Source organism: Streptococcus oriscaviae, from assembly GCF_018137985.1.
In the GTDB taxonomy this organism is placed as follows: Bacteria; Bacillota; Bacilli; order Lactobacillales; family Streptococcaceae; genus Streptococcus; species Streptococcus oriscaviae.
On record NZ_CP073084.1, the window covers coordinates 1,677,785 to 1,696,855 of the forward strand.

The 19,071-nt window shown below is 46.6% G+C and carries 22 protein-coding genes and 1 pseudogene; 22 read left to right on the top strand and 1 reads right to left on the bottom strand.

The window, feature by feature from the left end:
- Window positions 1-189 precede the first annotated feature (189 nt).
- From codY to INT76_RS08525, 6 genes are all read left to right on the top strand, one after another.
- On the top strand, window positions 190-978 hold the full coding sequence (gene codY / locus INT76_RS08500) for a GTP-sensing pleiotropic transcriptional regulator CodY (RefSeq protein WP_212570018.1): 789 nt from the start codon (window positions 190-192) through the stop codon (window positions 976-978).
- Between the two features lie 261 nt (window positions 979-1,239).
- A complete protein-coding gene (gene gatC, locus INT76_RS08505) occupies window positions 1,240-1,542 on the top strand; it encodes an Asp-tRNA(Asn)/Glu-tRNA(Gln) amidotransferase subunit GatC (protein ID WP_212570019.1) in 303 nt (100 codons plus the stop codon).
- Entirely contained in the window at window positions 1,542-3,008 is a 1,467-nt protein-coding gene (gene gatA / locus INT76_RS08510; protein WP_212570020.1) for an Asp-tRNA(Asn)/Glu-tRNA(Gln) amidotransferase subunit GatA, read from the top strand. Before gatC ends, gatA begins: the two co-directional genes overlap by 1 nt.
- Window positions 3,008-4,447: an Asp-tRNA(Asn)/Glu-tRNA(Gln) amidotransferase subunit GatB gene (gatB, locus tag INT76_RS08515; RefSeq protein ID WP_212570021.1), complete on the top strand. Its 1,440-nt coding sequence runs from the start codon at window positions 3,008-3,010 to the stop codon at window positions 4,445-4,447. The genes gatA and gatB overlap by 1 nt, the downstream gene beginning before the upstream one ends.
- A gap of 11 nt (window positions 4,448-4,458) precedes the next feature.
- Window positions 4,459-4,812: a hypothetical protein gene (locus INT76_RS08520; protein ID WP_212570022.1), complete on the top strand. Its 354-nt coding sequence runs from the start codon at window positions 4,459-4,461 to the stop codon at window positions 4,810-4,812.
- Between the two features lie 163 nt (window positions 4,813-4,975).
- Window positions 4,976-5,653 carry a phosphoribosylaminoimidazolesuccinocarboxamide synthase gene (locus INT76_RS08525; RefSeq protein WP_212570023.1) on the top strand — a complete coding sequence of 226 codons (678 nt, stop codon included), beginning with the start codon at window positions 4,976-4,978 and terminating at the stop codon, window positions 5,651-5,653.
- A 51-nt stretch (window positions 5,654-5,704) separates the two neighbouring features.
- Here INT76_RS08525 and INT76_RS08530 read toward each other — a convergent pair whose 3' ends face one another.
- Window positions 5,705-6,706 (bottom strand): LacI family DNA-binding transcriptional regulator, encoded by a 1,002-nt coding sequence (locus tag INT76_RS08530; protein ID WP_212570024.1) that lies wholly within the window; start codon window positions 6,704-6,706, stop codon window positions 5,705-5,707.
- 147 nt (window positions 6,707-6,853) lie between these two features.
- Between INT76_RS08530 and INT76_RS08535 the strand changes: the two genes are divergently transcribed.
- From INT76_RS08535 to INT76_RS08610, 16 genes and pseudogenes are all read left to right on the top strand, one after another.
- Window positions 6,854-8,026 (top strand): galactokinase, encoded by a 1,173-nt coding sequence (locus tag INT76_RS08535; protein WP_212570025.1) that lies wholly within the window; start codon window positions 6,854-6,856, stop codon window positions 8,024-8,026.
- 15 nt (window positions 8,027-8,041) lie between these two features.
- Entirely contained in the window at window positions 8,042-9,538 is a 1,497-nt protein-coding gene (gene galT, locus INT76_RS08540) for a UDP-glucose--hexose-1-phosphate uridylyltransferase (protein WP_212570026.1), read from the top strand.
- A gap of 87 nt (window positions 9,539-9,625) precedes the next feature.
- Window positions 9,626-10,534, top strand: a complete 909-nt coding sequence (locus INT76_RS08545; protein ID WP_212570027.1) for a DMT family transporter — start codon at window positions 9,626-9,628, stop codon at window positions 10,532-10,534.
- Between the two features lie 53 nt (window positions 10,535-10,587).
- Window positions 10,588-11,217, top strand: coding sequence for a copper homeostasis protein CutC (locus INT76_RS08550; RefSeq protein WP_212570028.1), 630 nt, complete (start codon window positions 10,588-10,590; stop codon window positions 11,215-11,217).
- A 161-nt stretch (window positions 11,218-11,378) separates the two neighbouring features.
- A complete protein-coding gene (locus INT76_RS08555) occupies window positions 11,379-11,906 on the top strand; it encodes a YqeG family HAD IIIA-type phosphatase (protein ID WP_212570029.1) in 528 nt (175 codons plus the stop codon).
- Window positions 11,907-13,013, top strand: coding sequence for a ribosome biogenesis GTPase YqeH (yqeH, locus tag INT76_RS08560; protein ID WP_212570030.1), 1,107 nt, complete (start codon window positions 11,907-11,909; stop codon window positions 13,011-13,013).
- Between the two features lie 114 nt (window positions 13,014-13,127).
- On the top strand, window positions 13,128-13,436 hold the full coding sequence (gene yhbY, locus INT76_RS08565) for a ribosome assembly RNA-binding protein YhbY (protein ID WP_212570031.1): 309 nt from the start codon (window positions 13,128-13,130) through the stop codon (window positions 13,434-13,436).
- Between the two features lie 12 nt (window positions 13,437-13,448).
- Window positions 13,449-14,081, top strand: coding sequence for a nicotinate-nucleotide adenylyltransferase (locus INT76_RS08570; RefSeq protein ID WP_212570032.1), 633 nt, complete (start codon window positions 13,449-13,451; stop codon window positions 14,079-14,081).
- Window positions 14,078-14,665, top strand: a complete 588-nt coding sequence (yqeK, locus tag INT76_RS08575; RefSeq protein WP_212570033.1) for a bis(5'-nucleosyl)-tetraphosphatase (symmetrical) YqeK — start codon at window positions 14,078-14,080, stop codon at window positions 14,663-14,665. Before INT76_RS08570 ends, yqeK begins: the two co-directional genes overlap by 4 nt.
- A gap of 2 nt (window positions 14,666-14,667) precedes the next feature.
- Window positions 14,668-15,111, top strand: coding sequence for a GNAT family N-acetyltransferase (locus INT76_RS08580; protein WP_212570034.1), 444 nt, complete (start codon window positions 14,668-14,670; stop codon window positions 15,109-15,111).
- 8 nt (window positions 15,112-15,119) lie between these two features.
- Window positions 15,120-15,629 (top strand): cysteine hydrolase family protein, encoded by a 510-nt coding sequence (locus INT76_RS08585; protein ID WP_212570035.1) that lies wholly within the window; start codon window positions 15,120-15,122, stop codon window positions 15,627-15,629.
- Window position 15,630: 1 nt separating this feature from the next.
- Window positions 15,631-15,984 carry a ribosome silencing factor gene (gene rsfS / locus INT76_RS08590; RefSeq protein WP_212570036.1) on the top strand — a complete coding sequence of 118 codons (354 nt, stop codon included), beginning with the start codon at window positions 15,631-15,633 and terminating at the stop codon, window positions 15,982-15,984.
- Between the two features lie 10 nt (window positions 15,985-15,994).
- Window positions 15,995-16,684, top strand: coding sequence for a hypothetical protein (locus INT76_RS08595; RefSeq protein WP_212573078.1), 690 nt, complete (start codon window positions 15,995-15,997; stop codon window positions 16,682-16,684).
- A gap of 44 nt (window positions 16,685-16,728) precedes the next feature.
- Window positions 16,729-17,475 (top strand): class I SAM-dependent DNA methyltransferase, encoded by a 747-nt coding sequence (locus INT76_RS08600; protein ID WP_212570037.1) that lies wholly within the window; start codon window positions 16,729-16,731, stop codon window positions 17,473-17,475.
- The gene (locus INT76_RS08605) at window positions 17,472-18,563 is read left to right on the top strand and encodes a nucleotidyltransferase (protein ID WP_212570038.1); all 1,092 of its coding nucleotides are present in this window, start codon (window positions 17,472-17,474) and stop codon (window positions 18,561-18,563) included. Before INT76_RS08600 ends, INT76_RS08605 begins: the two co-directional genes overlap by 4 nt.
- 46 nt (window positions 18,564-18,609) lie before the next feature.
- A pseudogene (locus INT76_RS08610) lies at window positions 18,610-19,019 on the top strand (peptide deformylase).
- Window positions 19,020-19,071 lie beyond the last annotated feature (52 nt).

The following is a 19,071-nucleotide window of genomic DNA, read 5'->3' on the forward strand; positions in this document are numbered from 1 at the left end:
AAAATTTCATATTTTAGCTAAAAATAAATACAAACATAAAATGGTAGAAGTTTATTTTTCTAGGAAAGTGGTAACCTGTTCGGCTTGTTTAGGAAAAAGAAAAGGCAAAATACCCAATTTTCTGATAATTATTGAAATTCAATCGAAAATTTGATATACTGTAAGCAATTACAGTGTAAAGAGGAAAATATGACAACATTATTAGAAAAAACACGCGACATTACCTCGATTTTGAAGCGTTCTGAGGAGCAGTTGGCAGAAGAGTTGCCATACAATGCCATAGCAGAGCATTTGTCAGAGATTATCGATTGTAATGCTTGTATTATCAACAGCGAAGGTGAAGTCTTGGGCTATCACATGAAGTATAAGACCAACAACGACCGAGTAGAGGAATTTTTTATCAACAAGCAATTCCCAGAGGACTACATTAAGGCTGTGGCCCAAGTCTACGACACGCAGGTCAACCTTCCAGTGGAGAGTGAGTTGACAGCTATTCCGGTTGAGTCGCGTTCAACCTACCCAGGAGGCTTGACGACAATTGCCCCAATCCATGTGACGGGTATCCGCTTTGGCTCGCTGATTATCTGGCGCAATGAAGAGCAGTTTTTGGAGGATGACTTAATCCTAGTAGAAATTGCGGCGACCGTAGTAGGTATTCAGTTGCTCAATTTCCAGCGGGAAGAAGACGAGAAAAATATCCGCCGCCGTGCAGCGGTGAATATGGCAGTCAACACCCTATCTTACTCCGAAATGAAGGCAGTTTCTGCCATCTTGGGTGAACTCAAGGGCAACGAAGGCCAGTTGACAGCCTCTGTTATCGCAGACAGAATCGGTATCACCCGTTCCGTTATCGTCAATGCCCTGCGGAAACTTGAGAGTGCAGGAATTATTGAGAGTCGATCGCTGGGGATGAAAGGAACCTATCTCAAGGTTCTCATTCCAGCTATCTTCGATGAAATCAAAAAACGTGATTATTAACAATCAAGTCCAGATGTTTATCTGGGCTTTTTTCATATGGTTCGGAACGATAAGGAAAATTGTTGCGTTTCAGAACACAACAAAACAGAATTGGTGAGTGGTGGTACTCTTATCCTATCAGTGAATCTTCTTTTTGACTTCTAGGATTCTCACATCAATTGTAGCGTTACAGAAAAGGTGGATGCTGGTATTTCTTGCGTGGAGCTTTTGCGATTTTTGTGATAAAATAGGGAGATAGTGAAAGTTTATAAGGAGCAGAATATGAAGATTTCTGAAGAAGATGTTCGACATGTTGCCAAATTGTCAAAATTGGCTTTTTCGGAACAGGAAACCCGTGAGTTTGCCACTACTTTGACCAAGATTGTTGACATGGTAGAACTCTTGAACGAAGTAGATACGACCGGAGTTCCGGTAACAACAACCATGGCAGATCGTAAGAATGTCTTGCGGGAAGATGTGGCTGTAAAAGGACAAGCAAGAGAAGACTTGTTTAAGAATGTACCAGAAGCGCAGGATAATTATATCAAGGTTCCTGCCATCCTAGAAGGGGGAGGCGACGCCTAATGAGTTTGAATCATTTATCTATTGAAGAATTGCACGACCTCCTAGTAAAGAAGGAGCTTTCGGCTCTTGAGCTGACTCAGGCGACTTTGGAAGACATCAAAAGCCGTGAAGGGGCGGTTGATAGTTTCTTGACAATCTCAGAAGAGGCTGCTCTGGCTCAAGCCGAAGCCTTGGACGAAAAAGGCATTGATGCTGACAATGTGATGGCAGCTATTCCGATTGCAGTCAAGGACAATATTTCTACCAAGGGAATTTTGACAACAGCCGCTTCCAAGATGCTCTACAATTATGAGCCGATTTTTGATGCGACAGCAGTTGAAAAACTCTACGCCAAGGACATGATTGTCATTGGGAAAACGAATTTGGATGAGTTTGCTATGGGTGGTTCCAATGAAAATTCCGCCTTTAAACCAACCAAAAACGCTTGGGATCAGACCAAGGTTCCCGGAGGTTCATCAGGAGGTTCTGCCTCAGCTGTGGCATCTGGGCAGGTGCGTTTATCGCTCGGTTCGGACACAGGTGGCTCCATTCGCCAGCCAGCAGCCTTTAGTGGGATTGTCGGCATGAAACCGACCTATGGCCGGGTATCTCGTTTTGGTCTGATTGCTTTTGGTTCTTCCTTGGATCAGATTGGTCCTTTCTCTCAAACGGTAAAGGAAAATGCTCAGCTACTAAATGTTATTTCTGGTCATGATGTCAAAGATGCGACCTCAACCAAGCAAGAGGTGGCAGACTTTACCAGCAAGATTGGTCAAGACATTAAGGGCATGAAGATTGCCCTCCCGAAAGAATATATGGGTGAAGGGATTGACCCTGCCGTGAAAGAAGTGATTCTGAAGGCAGCGCGTCATCTGGAAAGTCTCGGAGCTATCGTTGAAGAAGTGAGTTTGCCGCATTCTAAGTATGGGGTGGCGGTTTACTACATCATTGCATCGTCAGAGGCTTCTTCTAACCTGCAACGCTTTGATGGTATCCGTTACGGTTTCCGTGCAGAAGATGCGACCAGTCTGGAGGAAATCTATGTTCAGACCCGCAGTCAGGGATTTGGTGAGGAAGTTAAGCGTCGCATCATGTTGGGAACCTTCAGTTTGTCCGCAGGGTATTACGATGCTTATTTCAAAAAAGCAGGTCAGGTACGCACCTTGATTATCCGCGACTTTGAAAAAGTCTTTGCTGACTATGACTTGATTTTGGGGCCGACAGCTCCGACAGTTGCTTTCGGTCTGGACACGCTCAACCATGATCCGGTGGCCATGTACTTGGCGGATCTCTTGACCATCCCTGTCAACTTGGCAGGCCTGCCAGGAATTTCCATTCCAGCAGGTTTTGTAGAAGGATTGCCAGTTGGTTTGCAGTTGATTGGTCCAAAATACTCAGAAGAGACCATCTACCAAGTAGCGGCTGCATTTGAAGCGACAACAGATTACCACAAGCAACAACCTGTGATTTTTGGAGGTGAAGCCTAATGAACTTTGAAACGATTATTGGTCTAGAAGTCCATGTGGAGTTGAACACTAACTCTAAGATTTTCTCGCCTTCATCAGCTCATTTTGGTGAGGATCCAAACGCCAACACCAATATCATTGATTGGTCCTTCCCGGGTGTTCTTCCGGTTTTGAACAAGGGTGTTGTGGATGCAGGAATCAAGGCTGCTTTGGCCTTGAACATGGACATTCACAAGGAAATGCACTTTGACCGGAAAAATTATTTCTATCCTGACAACCCAAAAGCTTATCAGATTTCCCAGTTTGACGAGCCGATTGGCTACAACGGTTGGATTGAGATTGAGCTAGAAGACGGCTCAACCAAGAAAATCCGTATCGAACGCGCTCACTTAGAAGAGGATGCTGGTAAGAACACGCACGGAACAGACGGCTATTCTTATGTAGACCTCAACCGTCAGGGTGTGCCATTGATTGAGATTGTATCAGAAGCCGATATGCGTTCGCCTGAAGAGGCCTATGCTTACTTGACTGCCCTCAAGGAAATCATCCAGTACACAGGTATTTCAGATGTAAAAATGGAAGAAGGCTCTATGCGCGTGGACGCCAACATCTCGCTTCGTCCTTACGGTCAGGAAGCCTTTGGTACCAAGACTGAGCTGAAAAACCTTAATTCCTTCAACTATGTTCGCAAAGGACTCCAATACGAAGTTGAGCGTCAGGCAAAAATCCTTCGCTCTGGCGGTCAAATCCAACAGGAAACCCGCCGTTATGATGAGTCAACAGGCGAGACAGTTCTCATGCGGGTTAAGGAAGGTTCATCTGATTACCGTTACTTCCCAGAACCGGACCTACCGCTTTATGAGATTGATGATAGCTGGATTGAGGAAGTGCGTGCGGAATTGCCAGTCTTTCCAAAAGCACGTCGCGCTCACTACATTACCAATCTAGGTTTATCAGATTATGATGCTGGACAATTGACTGCAACCAAGGTCTTATCGGATTTCTTTGAAGCAGCGGTGGCCCTTGGTGGTGATGCCAAACAAGTGTCCAACTGGCTGCAGGGTGAAGTGGCTCAATTCCTCAACGCCGAAAACAAGACGCTGGATCAAATTGCATTGACACCAGAAAACTTGGTTGAAATGATTGCCTTGATTGCGGACGGAACCATTTCCTCTAAAATCGCTAAGAAAGTCTTCGTTCATCTGGCAAAAGAAGGCGGTTCTGCCAAAGAATATGTTGAAAAAGCTGGTCTGGTACAGATTTCAGATCCAGCCGTCCTGATTCCGATTATCCATCAAGTCTTTGCGGACAATGAGGCAGCGGTTGCAGACTTCAAGTCTGGTAAACGCAACGCTGACAAAGCTTTTACCGGTTTCCTTATGAAAGCGACCAAGGGGCAGGCCAATCCACAAGTTGCTCAACAGCTCTTGGCTCAAGAATTGCAGAAATTGTTGGATTAGAGTAAGAATGTATGGGAAAAGTCCTAATGATCGCTTTGGTAGCTTTCCTGCTCTTGCCCTATCTATGCTTTAAGTTATATAGGTTCATCCGAATGCGACAGGTGATGCGCTATGGAGAGGACTTGGTCCTACCCGTCAAACTGACCAGTAACTATACGAAAGGACGATTTTCTGTGGGTGTCTATGCGCATAAAATGATTTTCTCACATTATCGCTTTGTGACAGATCGGAACCCCTATGGTCTCGTTGAGGCTTTGAATGGGCGTGTGATTCGGTTAAGTTCCCACAATCCCTACCTTAAAGGTGAATATAGGGTGCGGTACTGGAAGAAAGGGGAGTCTGTTTTCCTACTTGTTCTCGGTTAATAGTAAGAAGGTTGGATGTTGTATCCAACCTTTTTGAGCAATGTTCGTTTTTTGCTGTTTTTATTCATAAAAAATTGGAAATGATTAGGTTTGTGTCCGTGAAATGTGTATAATAAGACTGTAAAAAGGAAAAACATTCCTATCTATCATAAAGGAGTTACACATGAAAAAAATCTATACAGGAAAAACCAAGGATGTCTATGAACTGGATGACAAAACAGTCTTGCTCAAGTTCAAGGACGATGTGACAGGTAAGGACGGAGTCTTTGATCCAGGTGAGAACCAGGTTGGTCTTCAAATTGAGGGAGCTGGTCGTGCAGCATTGGCTATGACCCAATTTTTCTATGAAAAGCTGAATGCTCTTGGTCTCAACACCCACTATGTTTCCGCTGATTTGGACAAGAATGAGGCAGTTGTCAAAAAGGCGATAGTCTTTGGCAAGGGTGCGGAAGTCATCGTTCGCTACCGTGCGGTTGGCTCTTTCATCCGCCGCTATGGGGATTATATCGAGTCTGGTACAGAAATTCCAACCTATGTGGAAGTGACCCTCAAGGATGATGTTAAGGGCGACCCCCTCATTACCAAGGATGCTCTGGCTCTCTTGGGCATCATGTCTGAAGAAAGCTATGAGGAGCTGGCTGACTTGGCTAAAAAAATCGGTGATGTGGTCAAGGAGGAATTGGCTAAAAAGGGTCTGGAACTCTATGACATCAAGTTTGAATTTGGCTTGATTGATGGCAAGGTCGCGCTCATTGATGAAATTTCAGGAGGCAATATGCGGGCCTACAAGGGGGATGAGTACATCCTGCCACTTGAATTGGAAAAGATTTTATTGGGCTAAACGAAAGTCGCGCAGTCATTGAGAATGCGCGACTTTTTCTGTCTGAATAGCTTAAAGGCTGCTGTCACGGATGGTGAGCTGGGTTCCTAGCTTGATTTTTCGTGGGTGACAATGGGAAGAGGTGGTCAACATTTTGTCTAAGAGAAAGAGGGCTTCCTCCCCCATTTCCTCTGTATAGACACTGATGGAGGATAGGGCAGGATAGACCTGTCTGGTAATAGCGGTATCGTTGAAAGTGATAAGCTGGACTCTATCAGGAACAGCGATTCCCTTCTCTTGTAGAGCTCGCAAGGCACCGACAGCCAGAGTATCATTGGCCATGAAAAAGGCTGCAGGCAGCTTTTCGCCTAACTCTTCAATAGCTTGGCACATGAGTTGGTAGCCTGATTGGGTTGAAAAATTACCGATAAAGACCCGTTGGGGTTCATAGAGGTCTAGTTGGGTCATGTAGTTCTTGTAAGCGGTCAGACGGGGGTCGAGCAGTTTTTCCAAGCCATCTGTGGTTACCTCTTCCCCGACCATTAGCCCGATGTCTTCTATCTGCTTAGATCGAAAGTGATCGATGACCTTTTTGACAGAGTGTTCAAAATCTGTCGTGATACAGGAAAAACCTGCTTCTAATGTATCGCAGTCTACAAAGACGAGCTTGTCCTGTATGTGAGCCAGTTGTTGAATCTGCTTGGCGCTAAATTTACCGATGGCAATGATACCATCTGTCTGGTCGAGAAGCGGGTGGTTCAAGTCGTTGAAGGCACGAACGAGTTGGTAGCCCAGTTGGCTTGCTGCTTGCTCTATACTGACCCTGATCGAATAGTAGTAAAGGTCAGCCAACTCTTCGTTTTCTGTGTACCATTGGACAATGCCGATGGTGCCTTTTTTCTCTTGGGGAAGTTGTTTTTTCAAATGTTTGGTATAGCCCAACTCTTGCGCCAGATTTTGGATTCGCTCGCGGGTTTCTTGGCTAACAGCCAGACGGCTGTCACCTTTGAGAACACGAGAAACGGTCGCAGGAGAAACCTGAGCTTGGTGGGCGATGTCTTTAATGGTTACCATGGCAGTCTCCTTGTATCAGTTGTCACTATTATACCATAAAATCAACGGCTTCGTAAATAGTTAGTAAATTTTTAGTAAATATATTGACAAAACAATAGAGTTTAGGCTACAATAAAGAAAACGATTACAAGATGCAAGGAGGTTCTTATGAACACAGAGCAATTAAATCAAGCCTTTTCAGCCATTTTTGGTCAGGAACCAGATGCCACTTTCTTTTCACCAGGCCGTATCAACCTGATTGGGGAGCATACGGACTACAATGGCGGCCATGTTTTTCCAGCAGCCATTACACTAGGAACTTATGGGGCTGCCCGCAAGCGGGATGACCAGAAACTTCGCTTTTATTCAGGAAATTTTGAGGATTTGGGCGTCATTGAAGTGGACTTGGCAGATCTGGTTTTCAAGAAAGAGGACAACTGGACCAACTATCCAAAAGGGGTTCTCAAATTCTTGCAGGAAGCGGGTCATGTTATTGATGCGGGGATGGATGTCTATGTCTTTGGCAATATTCCAAATGGCTCAGGCCTGTCATCATCTGCTTCTCTGGAACTCTTGATTGGTATCATCGCAGAAGAACTTTTTGCCTTGAAGCTGGAGCGTCTGGACTTGGTGAAAATTGGCAAGAAGACGGAAAATGAATTTATCGGGGTCAATTCCGGTATCATGGACCAATTTGCCATCGGTATGGGGGCGGATCAAAGGGGCATCTATCTGGATACCAACACTTTAGAATACGAATTGGTACCCCTTGATTTGGGTGACCATGTGATTGTCATCATGAACACCAACAAGCGTAGGGAATTGGCGGATTCCAAGTACAATGAGCGCCGGGCGGAATGTGAAAAAGCAGTGGAAGAATTACAGGCTGCCTTGGACATCCAGACCTTGGGCGAATTGGATGAAGCAACTTTCGATGAATATGCTTACTTAATCAAGGATGCCAACCGCCTCAAACGAGCCCGCCACGCCGTTTCTGAGAACCAGCGTACTCTTAAAGCCAAGGCTGCCTTGGTAGCAGGGGATTTGGAGCGCTTCGGTCGTCTGGTCAATGCTTCTCATGTTTCCTTGGAACATGACTATGAAGTGACGGGCATTGAGCTGGATACCCTAGCCCATACAGCTTGGGAACAAGAAGGAGTTCTCGGTGCCCGCATGACGGGGGCAGGTTTTGGTGGCTGCGGCATTGCTATCGTAGCCAAGGACAAGGCGGAGGCCTTTACTGAGACTGTCGGTCGGATCTATACTGAGAAAATCGGCTACGCACCAGCCTTCTATCTAGCAGAAATTGCTGGTGGCAGCCGCGTCCTTTCCCGCAAATAAGATTGGAAAATTCACATGACAGAAACCTTACTTGAACGCTTTGTCAGCCAGGTCATCGCCTCTAGTTTCTACCAGGAATTGGACCGCACCTACCTCTCCAATCGGGTCATGGCTCTGGTTGGAGAAGAAGGGGTGGAGGCTGAAACAACCGCTACGAACCTCATTGATCTGAAGGATGAATTGGTCGCTCTGGCTGTCAAAAATGGCTTTTGTGGGGAACTCCTCGAGGAGCAGGACATCATAGGTGCCCAGCTCATGGACCTCATCACGCCAGCTCCTAGCCAGGTCAATGCTAACTTTTGGCAAATCTATGCAAGAGATCCTGAACAGGCTATTGCGGACTTTTATCAGCTCAGTCAGGCCAATGACTATGTCAAAAACAAGGCTATCGTTAAAAATGTCTACTACCAAAGCCCGACGGAATATGGCGATTTGGAAATCACCATCAATCTGTCCAAGCCAGAAAAGGACCCCAAGGCCATCGCGGCTGCTAAGTTGGCTAAGTCTTCGAGCTATCCACTCTGTCAGCTCTGCATGGAAAATGAAGGCTACCAGGGCCACATCAACCACCCTGCACGGGCCAACCACCGAATCATCCGCTATGAGATGGAAGGACAAACCTGGGGCTTTCAGTATTCGCCCTATGCCTATTTCAATGAGCATTGTATCTTCTTTTATGGCCAGCACGAGCCCATGAAAATCAGTCGCCTGACCTTTGAGCGTCTCCTCAACATCGTGGATCTCTTCCCGGGTTACTTTGCAGGCTCCAATGCTGATTTGCCCATCGTGGGCGGCTCCATCTTGACCCATGAGCATTACCAGGGCGGCCGCCATACCTTTGCCATGGAAAAAGCTCCGCTGGAGCAGGTCTTTACCATCGCAGGCTTTGAGGATGTGCAGACTGGCATCGTCAAGTGGCCCATGTCTGTCGTTCGGATTGCTGGGCCAGATAAATCTCGCCTGGTTGACTTGGCTGACAAGATTTTGGAGAAATGGCAGGGCTATTCGGACCCAGAAATGGGGATTTTGGCTTCCTCAAATGGCCAAGCTCACCATACCATCACACCTATTGCCCGCAAAAAAGAAGGTCTCTTTGAGCTGGACCTGGTTCTGCGCGACAACCAAACTTCGGAAGAATTTCCAGACGGCATCTACCATCCCCATCCCGATGTTCAACACATCAAGAAGGAAAATATTGGCCTTATCGAAGTCATGGGTCTGGCTATTTTGCCGCCACGGCTCAAGGACGAGCTGAAGGTTGTCGAAGATTTTCTGCTGGGGAAAGTGGATCAGGTAGCCGACTATCATCAAGAATGGGCAAACCAGATAAAAGCTGATAAGGAGGTCTCACCTGAAAATGTAACCCAAGTAGTCCAAGAGGCGGTCGGTCAAGTCTTTAGCCGAGTGTTGGAAGATGCTGGTGTCTACAAACGGACCCCACAAGGGCAAGCGGCCTTCTTGCGCTTTGTACAGGCGGTCGGGTTAGCTGAGCAAGATACGGATATTAGCTAGAAAGAGATTTCTGGCAGCAACCAGAGAAAAAATAGTCCTTAGGGCTATTTTTTTGATATACTACTCTTTGGTACAAAAGGAGAAAGAATGAATCAATCAACAAAGGGAACGCTGATTACTCTAGCAGCTGGTATAGCTTGGGGCTTGTCAGGAGTTAGCGGCCAGTATTTAATGGATATGGGAATTGGTGTGGACTTGCTAACCTCTCTGCGCCTGTTGCTGTCAGGTGCTGTCTTGCTCGTTTTAGCCATTTTTACCTCCAGGAATCAGCTCAAGTCCGTCCTAAGGGATAAGCAGGCTCTTTTGGCTATCTTTGGCTTTGCTATGCTGGGCTTGGTACTCAATCAAGTAGCCTATCTGACAGCCATCGCCCATACAAATGCAGGGACGGCAACCGTCTTGCAGTATCTCTGTCCAATTTTGGTCTTGGGTTATACTTGTTTAAAAGAGAGGGAGTTGCCCAGTGGTGTGGAGATTGTTTCCATCCTGCTTGCTGTTGCAGGAACTTTTTTCATTGCGACCCACGGTCAGTTAAATGAGTTGGCAGTTACTCCTGTCGGTCTTTTTTGGGGGCTCTTTTCCGCAGTAACCTACGCCCTCTACATCATCCTTCCCAGTCGACTGATACAAACCCACGGTTCTTTGGTTGTGATTGGGCTAGGAATGCTGATGGGTGGGTTGGTCGTTACCCTAGTCAGACAGACATGGACAGCCTCTTTGCCTCTCACAGGAGAGAGTTTACTGGGATTGACAGGGATAGTCGGTGTTGGAACCATCTTTGCTTATACAGCCTTTCTCAAAGGTGTCAGTATGGTTGGCCCAGTCAAGGGTAGCCTTTTAGCTTCTGTTGAACCCATCGCCTCGGTTGTTTTTGCGGTTTTTCTGGTCAATGAGCAATTTTATCTGGTTGATTTTTTGGGAATGCTGTTGATTCTGCTGGCAGTCACCCTGATTTCCCTAAAAGATTTACTATTGCGCTCAAAGAGTATTCGATAAGATACTCTTTTTTTGGTATACTAAAAGAAAAGGTTTTCAAGGATGGTAAAGCAATGATTAAAGAATTTTGTGCAGAGAACCACAGTCAGGTAGCCCGTGCCCTAGCATTGGGAGCGAATCGCATTGAGCTGTGCGATAATTTGGCAGTCGGCGGTACCACGCCTAGCTATGCAGTCATTGCCTATGTCTGCCAGTTGGCCCATGAGCAGGGAGCGACCGTCATGACCATGATCCGTCCTAGAGGGGGAGATTTTTACTATGACGAAACCGAGCTATCACTGATGCTGACAGACTGCCGAGTTGCTAAGGAGGCTGGCAGTGACGGGTTGGTTTTTGGAGTTCTGACCAAGGACAATTGGCTAGATGAAGCGGCCCTTGAGCAACTCTTAGTTGCTTCCAGTGGTTGCGAAACGGTCTTTCATATGGCCTTTGATCAGATTCCGCGCAAGCGGCAGTTTGAAGCCATTGATTGGTTGGCAGACCATGGTGTCACGCGGATTTTAAGCCGTGGCGGTCTGGCTGGTAGCGCTGTGGAGAATCGTGCCTGGCTACAAGAGCTACTCACCCATGCAGCAGGGCGGATTGAGATAGTAGCAGGCGGCGGTTTGAACCGGGGCAATCTGTTTCTTCTAGTGGATGAGCTTGGGATTGATCAAGTACACGGAACACGCTTGTTTTGGTGAGCTAGGGATCCCTCTCAGAGCGCCTTCCATCTGTCAGCTGAAAACAGGGTGAATCTTATCGGCTAAGCAAGCGGGCTTGGCCTTTTGCTGCTTATTTCCCGTTCGCTATTTAGGCCTAAATGTGGTATAATTATCTGTATTACACAAATTGGAGAAGCATCTTGAGTATTGAACAGTATATGCCAGATTTTGCCTTAGAAAAGGCCTATGACGTGACAGTAGAGGGCTTGCGCAAGCACAAGATAAAAGTTGTGTTTGTGGATTTGGACAACACCTTGATTGCCTGGAACAACCCAGATGGAACCCCCGAAATGCGCCAGTGGCTTCACGACCTACGAGATGCAGGTATTCCAGTCGTGGTGGTATCGAACAACAAGTACGAACGGGTGAAACGGGCGGTTGAACAGTTTGGGATTGATTTTGAGGCCTTTGCCCTCAAACCATTTACCTTCGGGATTAACCGAGCCCTCAAGCGTTTTGATGTTCAGCCACAGGAGGTGGTGATGATTGGCGATCAATTGATGACGGACATCCGAGCAGCCAAGCGCGCAGGTCTCAAGTCTGTGTTGGTTAAACCCTTAATCCAGACCGACTCCATCAATACTCAGATTAACCGTTGGCGGGAACGTCGCATGATGAAACGCATCAAGGCAGAGCGCGGTGGAATTGACTACAAGAGGGAAATGTAAGTGGAAGAATTATTTTGTATCGGCTGTGGGGCCAAAATCCAGACAGAGCAAAAAGAACAGGCAGGCTACACGCCTCAGTCTGCCCTAGAAAAAGGATTGGAAACAGGACAGGTCTATTGCCAGCGCTGTTTCCGCCTCCGTCATTATAATGAGATTTCAGATGTCAATATTTCAGATGACGACTTTATGAAGCTTCTGCACAGCGTGGGAGAAAGCAACGCTCTTGTGGTGAACGTTGTTGACATATTTGACTTTAATGGCTCTGTTATTCCAGGTCTTTCTCGTTTTGTAGCAGGAAACGATGTGCTTCTTATCGGTAATAAGAAGGACATTTTGCCAAAATCTGTCAAGGATGGCAAGGTGACTCAGTGGTTGACTGAACGGGCTCACGAAATCGGCCTTCGTCCGGTTGATGTGATTCTCACCTCCGCCCAGAACAAGCAGGCCATTCAGGAGTTGATTGCAAAAATTGAAGCCCACCGCAAGGGACGTGATGTCTATGTGGTCGGAGTGACCAATGTTGGCAAGTCGACCCTCATCAACGCCATCATTCAGGAAATTACAGGTGATAAGGACGTCATTACCACTTCTCGCTTTCCGGGGACAACCTTAGATAAGATTGAGATTCCCTTGGACGATGGGGCCTTTATCTACGATACACCAGGAATTATCCACCGTCACCAGATGGCTCACTACCTGACGGCTAAAAATCTCAAGTATATCAGCCCCAAAAAGGAAATCAAACCCAAAACCTACCAGCTCAATCCCGAGCAGACTCTCTTTTTGGCAGGTCTAGGCCGCTTTGATTTTATCTCAGGAAACCGTCAAGGGTTTACAGCCTTCTTTGACAATGAACTCAAGCTTCACCGGACCAAGCTCCAAGGGGCTGGTGAATTTTACAAAAAGCATGCGGGAACTCTCCTTGTTCCTCCAACTAGTAAGGAATTGAAGGTCTTTCCTGAACTAGTTCGCCACGAATTTACCATCAAGGAAAAGACAGATGTGGTCTTCTCTGGTTTGGGCTGGATTCGAGTCAACGAGGCTGCTACCATTGCAGCTTGGGCGCCAAAGGGCGTGGATGTGGTTCTACGCAAGGCTATTATCTAACTCAGGCCTTCCTCTCAGACCTCCTTTTCTCGCCTGCCCCACCATTAGGGATGGCTGCGGACTTGAGAAGTAGACAGATGCCTGTGATTCTAAAGACAAATAAAAGGAAAAAATATGCTTACATCGAAACAACGTGCCTTCTTGAACAGTCAGGCACATAGTCTAAAACCCATTATCCAGATTGGAAAAAACGGTCTCAACGACCAGATCAAAACCAGTGTTCGTCAGGCACTTGACGCGCGCGAACTCATCAAGGTCACTTTACTGCAGAATACGGATGAAAATATCCACGAAGTCGCAGAAATCTTGGAAGAAGAAATCGGTGTTGATACTGTTCAAAAAATCGGCCGAATTCTGATTCTATATAAACAATCTAGCAAAAAAGAAAACCGGAAACTATCTATCAAAGTCAGAGACATCTAACAAGGAGAGCCTATGGCGATTGAACTCTTAACTCCCTTCACCAAGGTGGAACTAGAAACCCAAGAAGTCACCAGCGATCGCAAGCAGGTCGGACTTTTGGCTGGGAATTTCAATCCTGTTCACAATGCCCATCTTTTGGTAGCTGATCAGGTTCGTCAGCAGTTGAATTTAGATGCTGTTTTGCTGATGCCAGAACTTCTGCCAGCTTATGCCGACAAGCTGGATAGCGTTGACGACCTCCATCGCCTCAAGATGTTGCAGCTGGCGATAAAAGACCGAAAAGGCTTGGGTCTGGAAACCATTCAGTTAGAAAAACGTGAATTTTGCTACACGGTAGATTTGATTACGGAATTGATGGAGCGTCATCCAGATACGGACTTCTATATCATTTTGGGGGCTGATTTGATTGACACTCTGCCTAAATGGCATCGGATTGATGACTTGTTGCAGCTGGTTCAATTTGTTGGTGTCCAACGGCCCCGCTATCGGGCAGGAACATCCTATCCCTTGATTTGGGTCGATGTGCCGTTGATGGATCTTTCTTCTAGTATGGTACGGGATTTTATCAAAAAGGATCGCTGGCCTGAATTTCTCCTGCCAGAAACAGTACTGGCCTATATTGAAGAAAAAGGACTCTATCGATGATTGCGGCAGATTTAAGCTTCGATCGTGAAGCGCTTTTAGAAAAAATTCGTGCAGCCATGAATCCCCAGCGGTTTCAGCATGTCTTGGGAGTGGAAGAGGTGGCGCTTGCCTTGGCGGAGCAGTACGGTTGCGATACCAGAAAAGCCAGCCTAGCAGCGCTTTTACACGACTATGCCAAGGAAGTAGAAAATCAGGTTTTTATTGACTTGATTGCTAAGTATGACTTGGATAAGGACCTGCTCAACTGGGACAACAATATTTGGCACGGTGTGGTGGGAGCCTATAAAATTGCAGAGGATTTTGGTCTGAAAGACCCAGAAATTTTTCAAGCCATTCAACGCCATACTGTTGGAGCAAGCCAGATGACCTTGCTGGACAAGGTGCTCTATGTGGCAGATTATATTGAGCCCAACAGGGATTTTCCGGGAGTTGAAGAAGCACGACGACTTGCTAAGTGTGATTTGGATCAGGCAGTGGCCTATGAAACTGCCCAGACCATCGCCTATCTGGCCAAAAAACGGATTCCCATTCATCCCCAGACGCTGAAAACCTATAATGGCTATGTCGCCTATTTGAAGGAGTAGAGATGATTGTATTAAAACCTGTTGACGAAAGCTCCTATCAGGCAGTTTTGGACTTGACAGTAGCAGAAGAGGACCAAGGATTTGTGGCTCCCAATGTGCGCTCACTCGCTGACGCCTGGCTTTACAGAGAAAATGGGGATGTCTTCCCTTACGCTGTTTGGGCTGGTCAGCAGGTGGTCGGTTTTACCCTGATTGATATTGATGAAGACATCCGGCAGTACATGATCTGGCGCATGATGATTGGAAAAGAATTTCAGGGACAAGGCTACGGACAGGCTCTATTGGAAGCGGTCATAGAATTGGCTCAATCACATCCTGTCTGCGATCATTTGATTGCTTCTTATGTCAAGGGCAATCAGAAAATGGCTAGACTCTTAGAGAAAAATGGTTTTGTCTTGGATAGTGAAGAAGAAAGGGAATTGGTCTTCCGTTTGGAAACGCCTTAGGGAGCAGTATGAAAACAGCCTTGTTAGTCATTGACATTCAAAACCTCCTAGTGGAGGAAAAACCTTATGCTATTGAAGAGCGTTTAGCCCTCTGGAAAGATAGCATCACAAAAGCTCGTCAAGCAGAGATTGAAGTCATTCATATTCGTCATAGTGACCAATTCTTAGTCAAAGGAACGGATGATTGGGAGATTTATCCTCTTGTCGCTCCGCTTGAAGGTGAGAAGATTTTCGACAAAACCTTCAACAGTGCTTTCAAGGAAACAGGACTCCATGCCTATTTGCAGGAGAAGGAAGTCAAGCGGCTCATTATCATGGGGATGGCGACCAATTTTTGCATTGACACGACGGTTAAGGTTGCCTTTGAATTAGGCTACAAAGTGGCTGTCATTCAGGATGGGACAACGACAGGTTATTCAGGACAATTGGATACAAAAGACTTGATTGACCACTACCAAAACATCTGGTCATGGAATTTTGCCCAGGTAGATACATTAGAAAATATGTTGAGAGGATAAGATGAAAGAACTAGACCTAGTAAAAATTGTGGTTCAGGCAGCCGATGACAAGCGGGCCGAAGACCTTGTTGTCATTGATGTGCAAGGCCTGACCAGCGTGACAGATTATTTTGTTATTGCAAGCTCTATGAACAGCCGTCAGTTGGAAGCTATTGCGGAAAACATCCGTGAAAAGGTAGCCGAGGCTGGAATCAAGGGGAGCCGTGTGGAAGGCGATAGCAATGGTGGCTGGGTCCTTTTGGACTTGGGCGGCGTTGTGGTTCATGTCTTCTCAGAAGAAATGCGTGACCTTTACAACCTCGAAAAACTCTGGCATGAAGGTCGTTTCTTGGAAGTGTCGGAGTACCTAGGATAGAGAGAGCTTTATGGCAAATTTAGTAACCGTTTTAGGGTTGGGGTTAGCGGGCATAGACCCTGTTGGTATGTTGATGCTTATGGCACAGCTTGCTGCTGGTGGAAGCAAGCGTCAAGCAGTTCTTTTTGCAGGGCTTGTTCTCTTTGGTACAACCCTGCTAGGTGTGGCCTTATCGACACTTTTAGGATCTAGTCTCAATAAACTGAGCGACTTTATTGGGGAAGTCGGCACAGCTATCAATCAACTGCCTGATGCCAGTTGGATTTGGATTGATGTCGCCCTAATCGCTCTCTTGATTTATTGGGGCATTCGCCGTGACAATCAAAAAGAAATCAAAGAGAATCAAAGCGAAAAGAAGATAACAGGTATCTGGGCTGGAGTAGTCTTTATGGTTTTTACTGCTCTGACTGACCCTAGTTTTCTCGCAGTCTTAGCCATATCTGGACATCGCAATCATTTTCTCTTGTCCTTGCTTTACAGTACAATCTGGGTCTTGCTGAGTCAAGCTCCACTCTTTCTCCTCACTATTGCTGTGATTTTCAACCAGCATGAGAAATTTGTTCTAGAATTCAATGCTTTCATGGACAAGTATCGTCCAATACTAAATAGGGGACTGACGGGGCTTATTTATATCTTAGCTGGTGTCTTTACCTTGGATTTAGCTCTTTACCTCTTAGCAGGGAGTTGGCTTCTGGCCTAAGACAGTCGTAAGACTGTTTTTTCATCGAAAAGAAGGAAGGATATATGGCAACTTATGAAACCTTTGCGGCTGTCTATGATGAAATTATGGATGACAGCTTGTATGATAAATGGACGGCTTTCAGCCTTCGTCACTTGCCAAAGCAAACGAGAACACTCCTAGAGTTGGCCTGTGGAACAGGGATTCAGGCTGTTCGTTTTGCCCAAAAGGGCTACGAAGTGACAGGGCTTGACCTGTCTTATGAAATGCTGGAATTGGCTCAGAAAAAGGCAGAAGCAGCTGGCGTCATGATGGAACTCGCGCAGGCAGACATGATGGCCTTAGAAGGTGTTGGAGACTTTGATGCTGTGACTTGCTACTCAGACAGCCTGTGCTATATGGCAGATGAAGAGGCTGTTTTGCGGGTCTTTGAAGGTGTTCACTCTGTTCTCCATGCCCAAGGTGTGTTCCTCTTTGATGTCCACTCCATCTATCAGATGGCGGAAGTCTTCGCAGGGTACAGCTATCATGAAAATTATGAAGATTTTGCCTTTGTCTGGGATACCTATGAGGGGGAGCGTGCACATTCTATCGTTCATGAATTGACCTTCTTTGTCAAGGATGAGGAGAATGAAGAAGAGCGGTTTATCCGTCGGGACGAAGTTCATGAAGAACGGACTTATCCGATTGAAACCTATATGAATTTATTAAAACAAGCTGGTTTTACCTCTGTGGAAGTCTTTGCGGACTTTGAGGACCAAGCCCCAACTGAAACCAGCCAGCGTTGGTTTTTCAAGGCGGTAAAGGCATGATTTCCGGTATTATAGCAGAATACAATCCCTTCCACACAGGCCACAAATACCTCTTGGAACAGGCTGAGGGTCTAAAAATCGTGGTCATGTCTGGTAATTTCGTCCAACGGGGGGAACCTGCGATTGTAGACAAGTGGACACGGGCTCAGATGGCTCTGGAGCATGGAGCGGATTTGGTAGTCGAAATGCCTTTTTTGGTGTCGGTTCAGTCTGCAGATCATTTCGCCAAAGGGGCCGTAGACATCTTGCACAAGTTGGGTGTAGAACGCTTGGTTTTCGGTACGGAAGAAATGCTGGACTACCAGAAAATTGCGGCCGTCTATGCGGAACAGTCTGCAGAGATGGAAACCTTTGTGAAAAACTTGCCTGACCATCTGTCTTATCCACAGAAAACCCAAGCCATGTGGCAGGAATTTGCAGGTCTGAGTTTTACAGGTGCGACACCTAATCATATTCTGGCTCTGGCCTATGCCAAAGCGGTGACAGGGACGGGGATTCAGCTCTGTCCTGTTCAGCGGCAGGGGTCTGGTTTTCATTCGGAAGAGGTTGAAACCACCTATGCCTCGGCTACGGCTATCCGAAAGGGGGCAAAAGAGCTGGACTTGGTGCGAGCTTTTTTACCGTCTGCTAGTTTGTTTGAAGAGGTGGCCAAGGTCAGTTGGGAAGATTATTTTCCCCTGCTCCGCTACCAGATTGCGACCCACCAAGATTTGACCCAGGTCTTTCAAGTCAACGAAGAAATCGCCAATCGTATCCGCGTAGCTATTGGGAGCGTAGCGACCGTGGAAGACTTGGTAGAGGCAGTTGCGACCAAGCGTTATACCAAGGCACGGGTGCGGCGGATTTTGACCTACATTTTGGTCAATGCAGCGGAAAATCCCTTGCCAGCGGCCGTTCATGTGCTGGGCTTCACGTCACGAGGGCAAGCCTATCTCAAAGAAATCAAGGAGCGGGTGGACTTGGTGACGCGGATTGGCAAGGAACCTTGGGACAGCCTGACCCAGCAGGCAGATACAGTCTATCAGTTGGCTGTTAAGGAAGTGGCAGAGCAGACTTACGGGCGCGTGCCGGTGAGGGTGGAGAGATAAGAGCAATATTTTTCAACCTAACCATGAAGATTAAAAGGAGTTTTCCATGATTCAACCGATTATGAAAGACATTTTTTCCTCCAGCAGCGGTCCGAGCCTGCGACACAGGCAGACCTGCAGGTCGGTCAGGATTTACAGGACACTCTAGTAGCCAATGCCCATGCTTGCGTGGGCATGGCAGCAAACATGATTGGCGTCAAAAAGCGGATTATTATCGTTAATATGGGCTTCGCCAATCTAGTGATGTATAATCCCGTCCTCATCAGCAGGGCTAAGCCCTATCAGACTGAGGAAGGCTGCCTGTCGTTAGAAGGTAGCCGCCCAACCACTCGTTATCAGGAGATTGAAGTAGAATTTTTGGACGCTTCTTGGAAAAAGCAACGCTTAAAGCTGACAGACTTCCAGGCTCAGATTGTTCAGCATGAGCTGGATCATCTGGAGGGAAAGATTATTTAATAGAAAAAAGCAGAGCGATTTGGATATATCGTTCTGCTTTTTTATGGAAGCC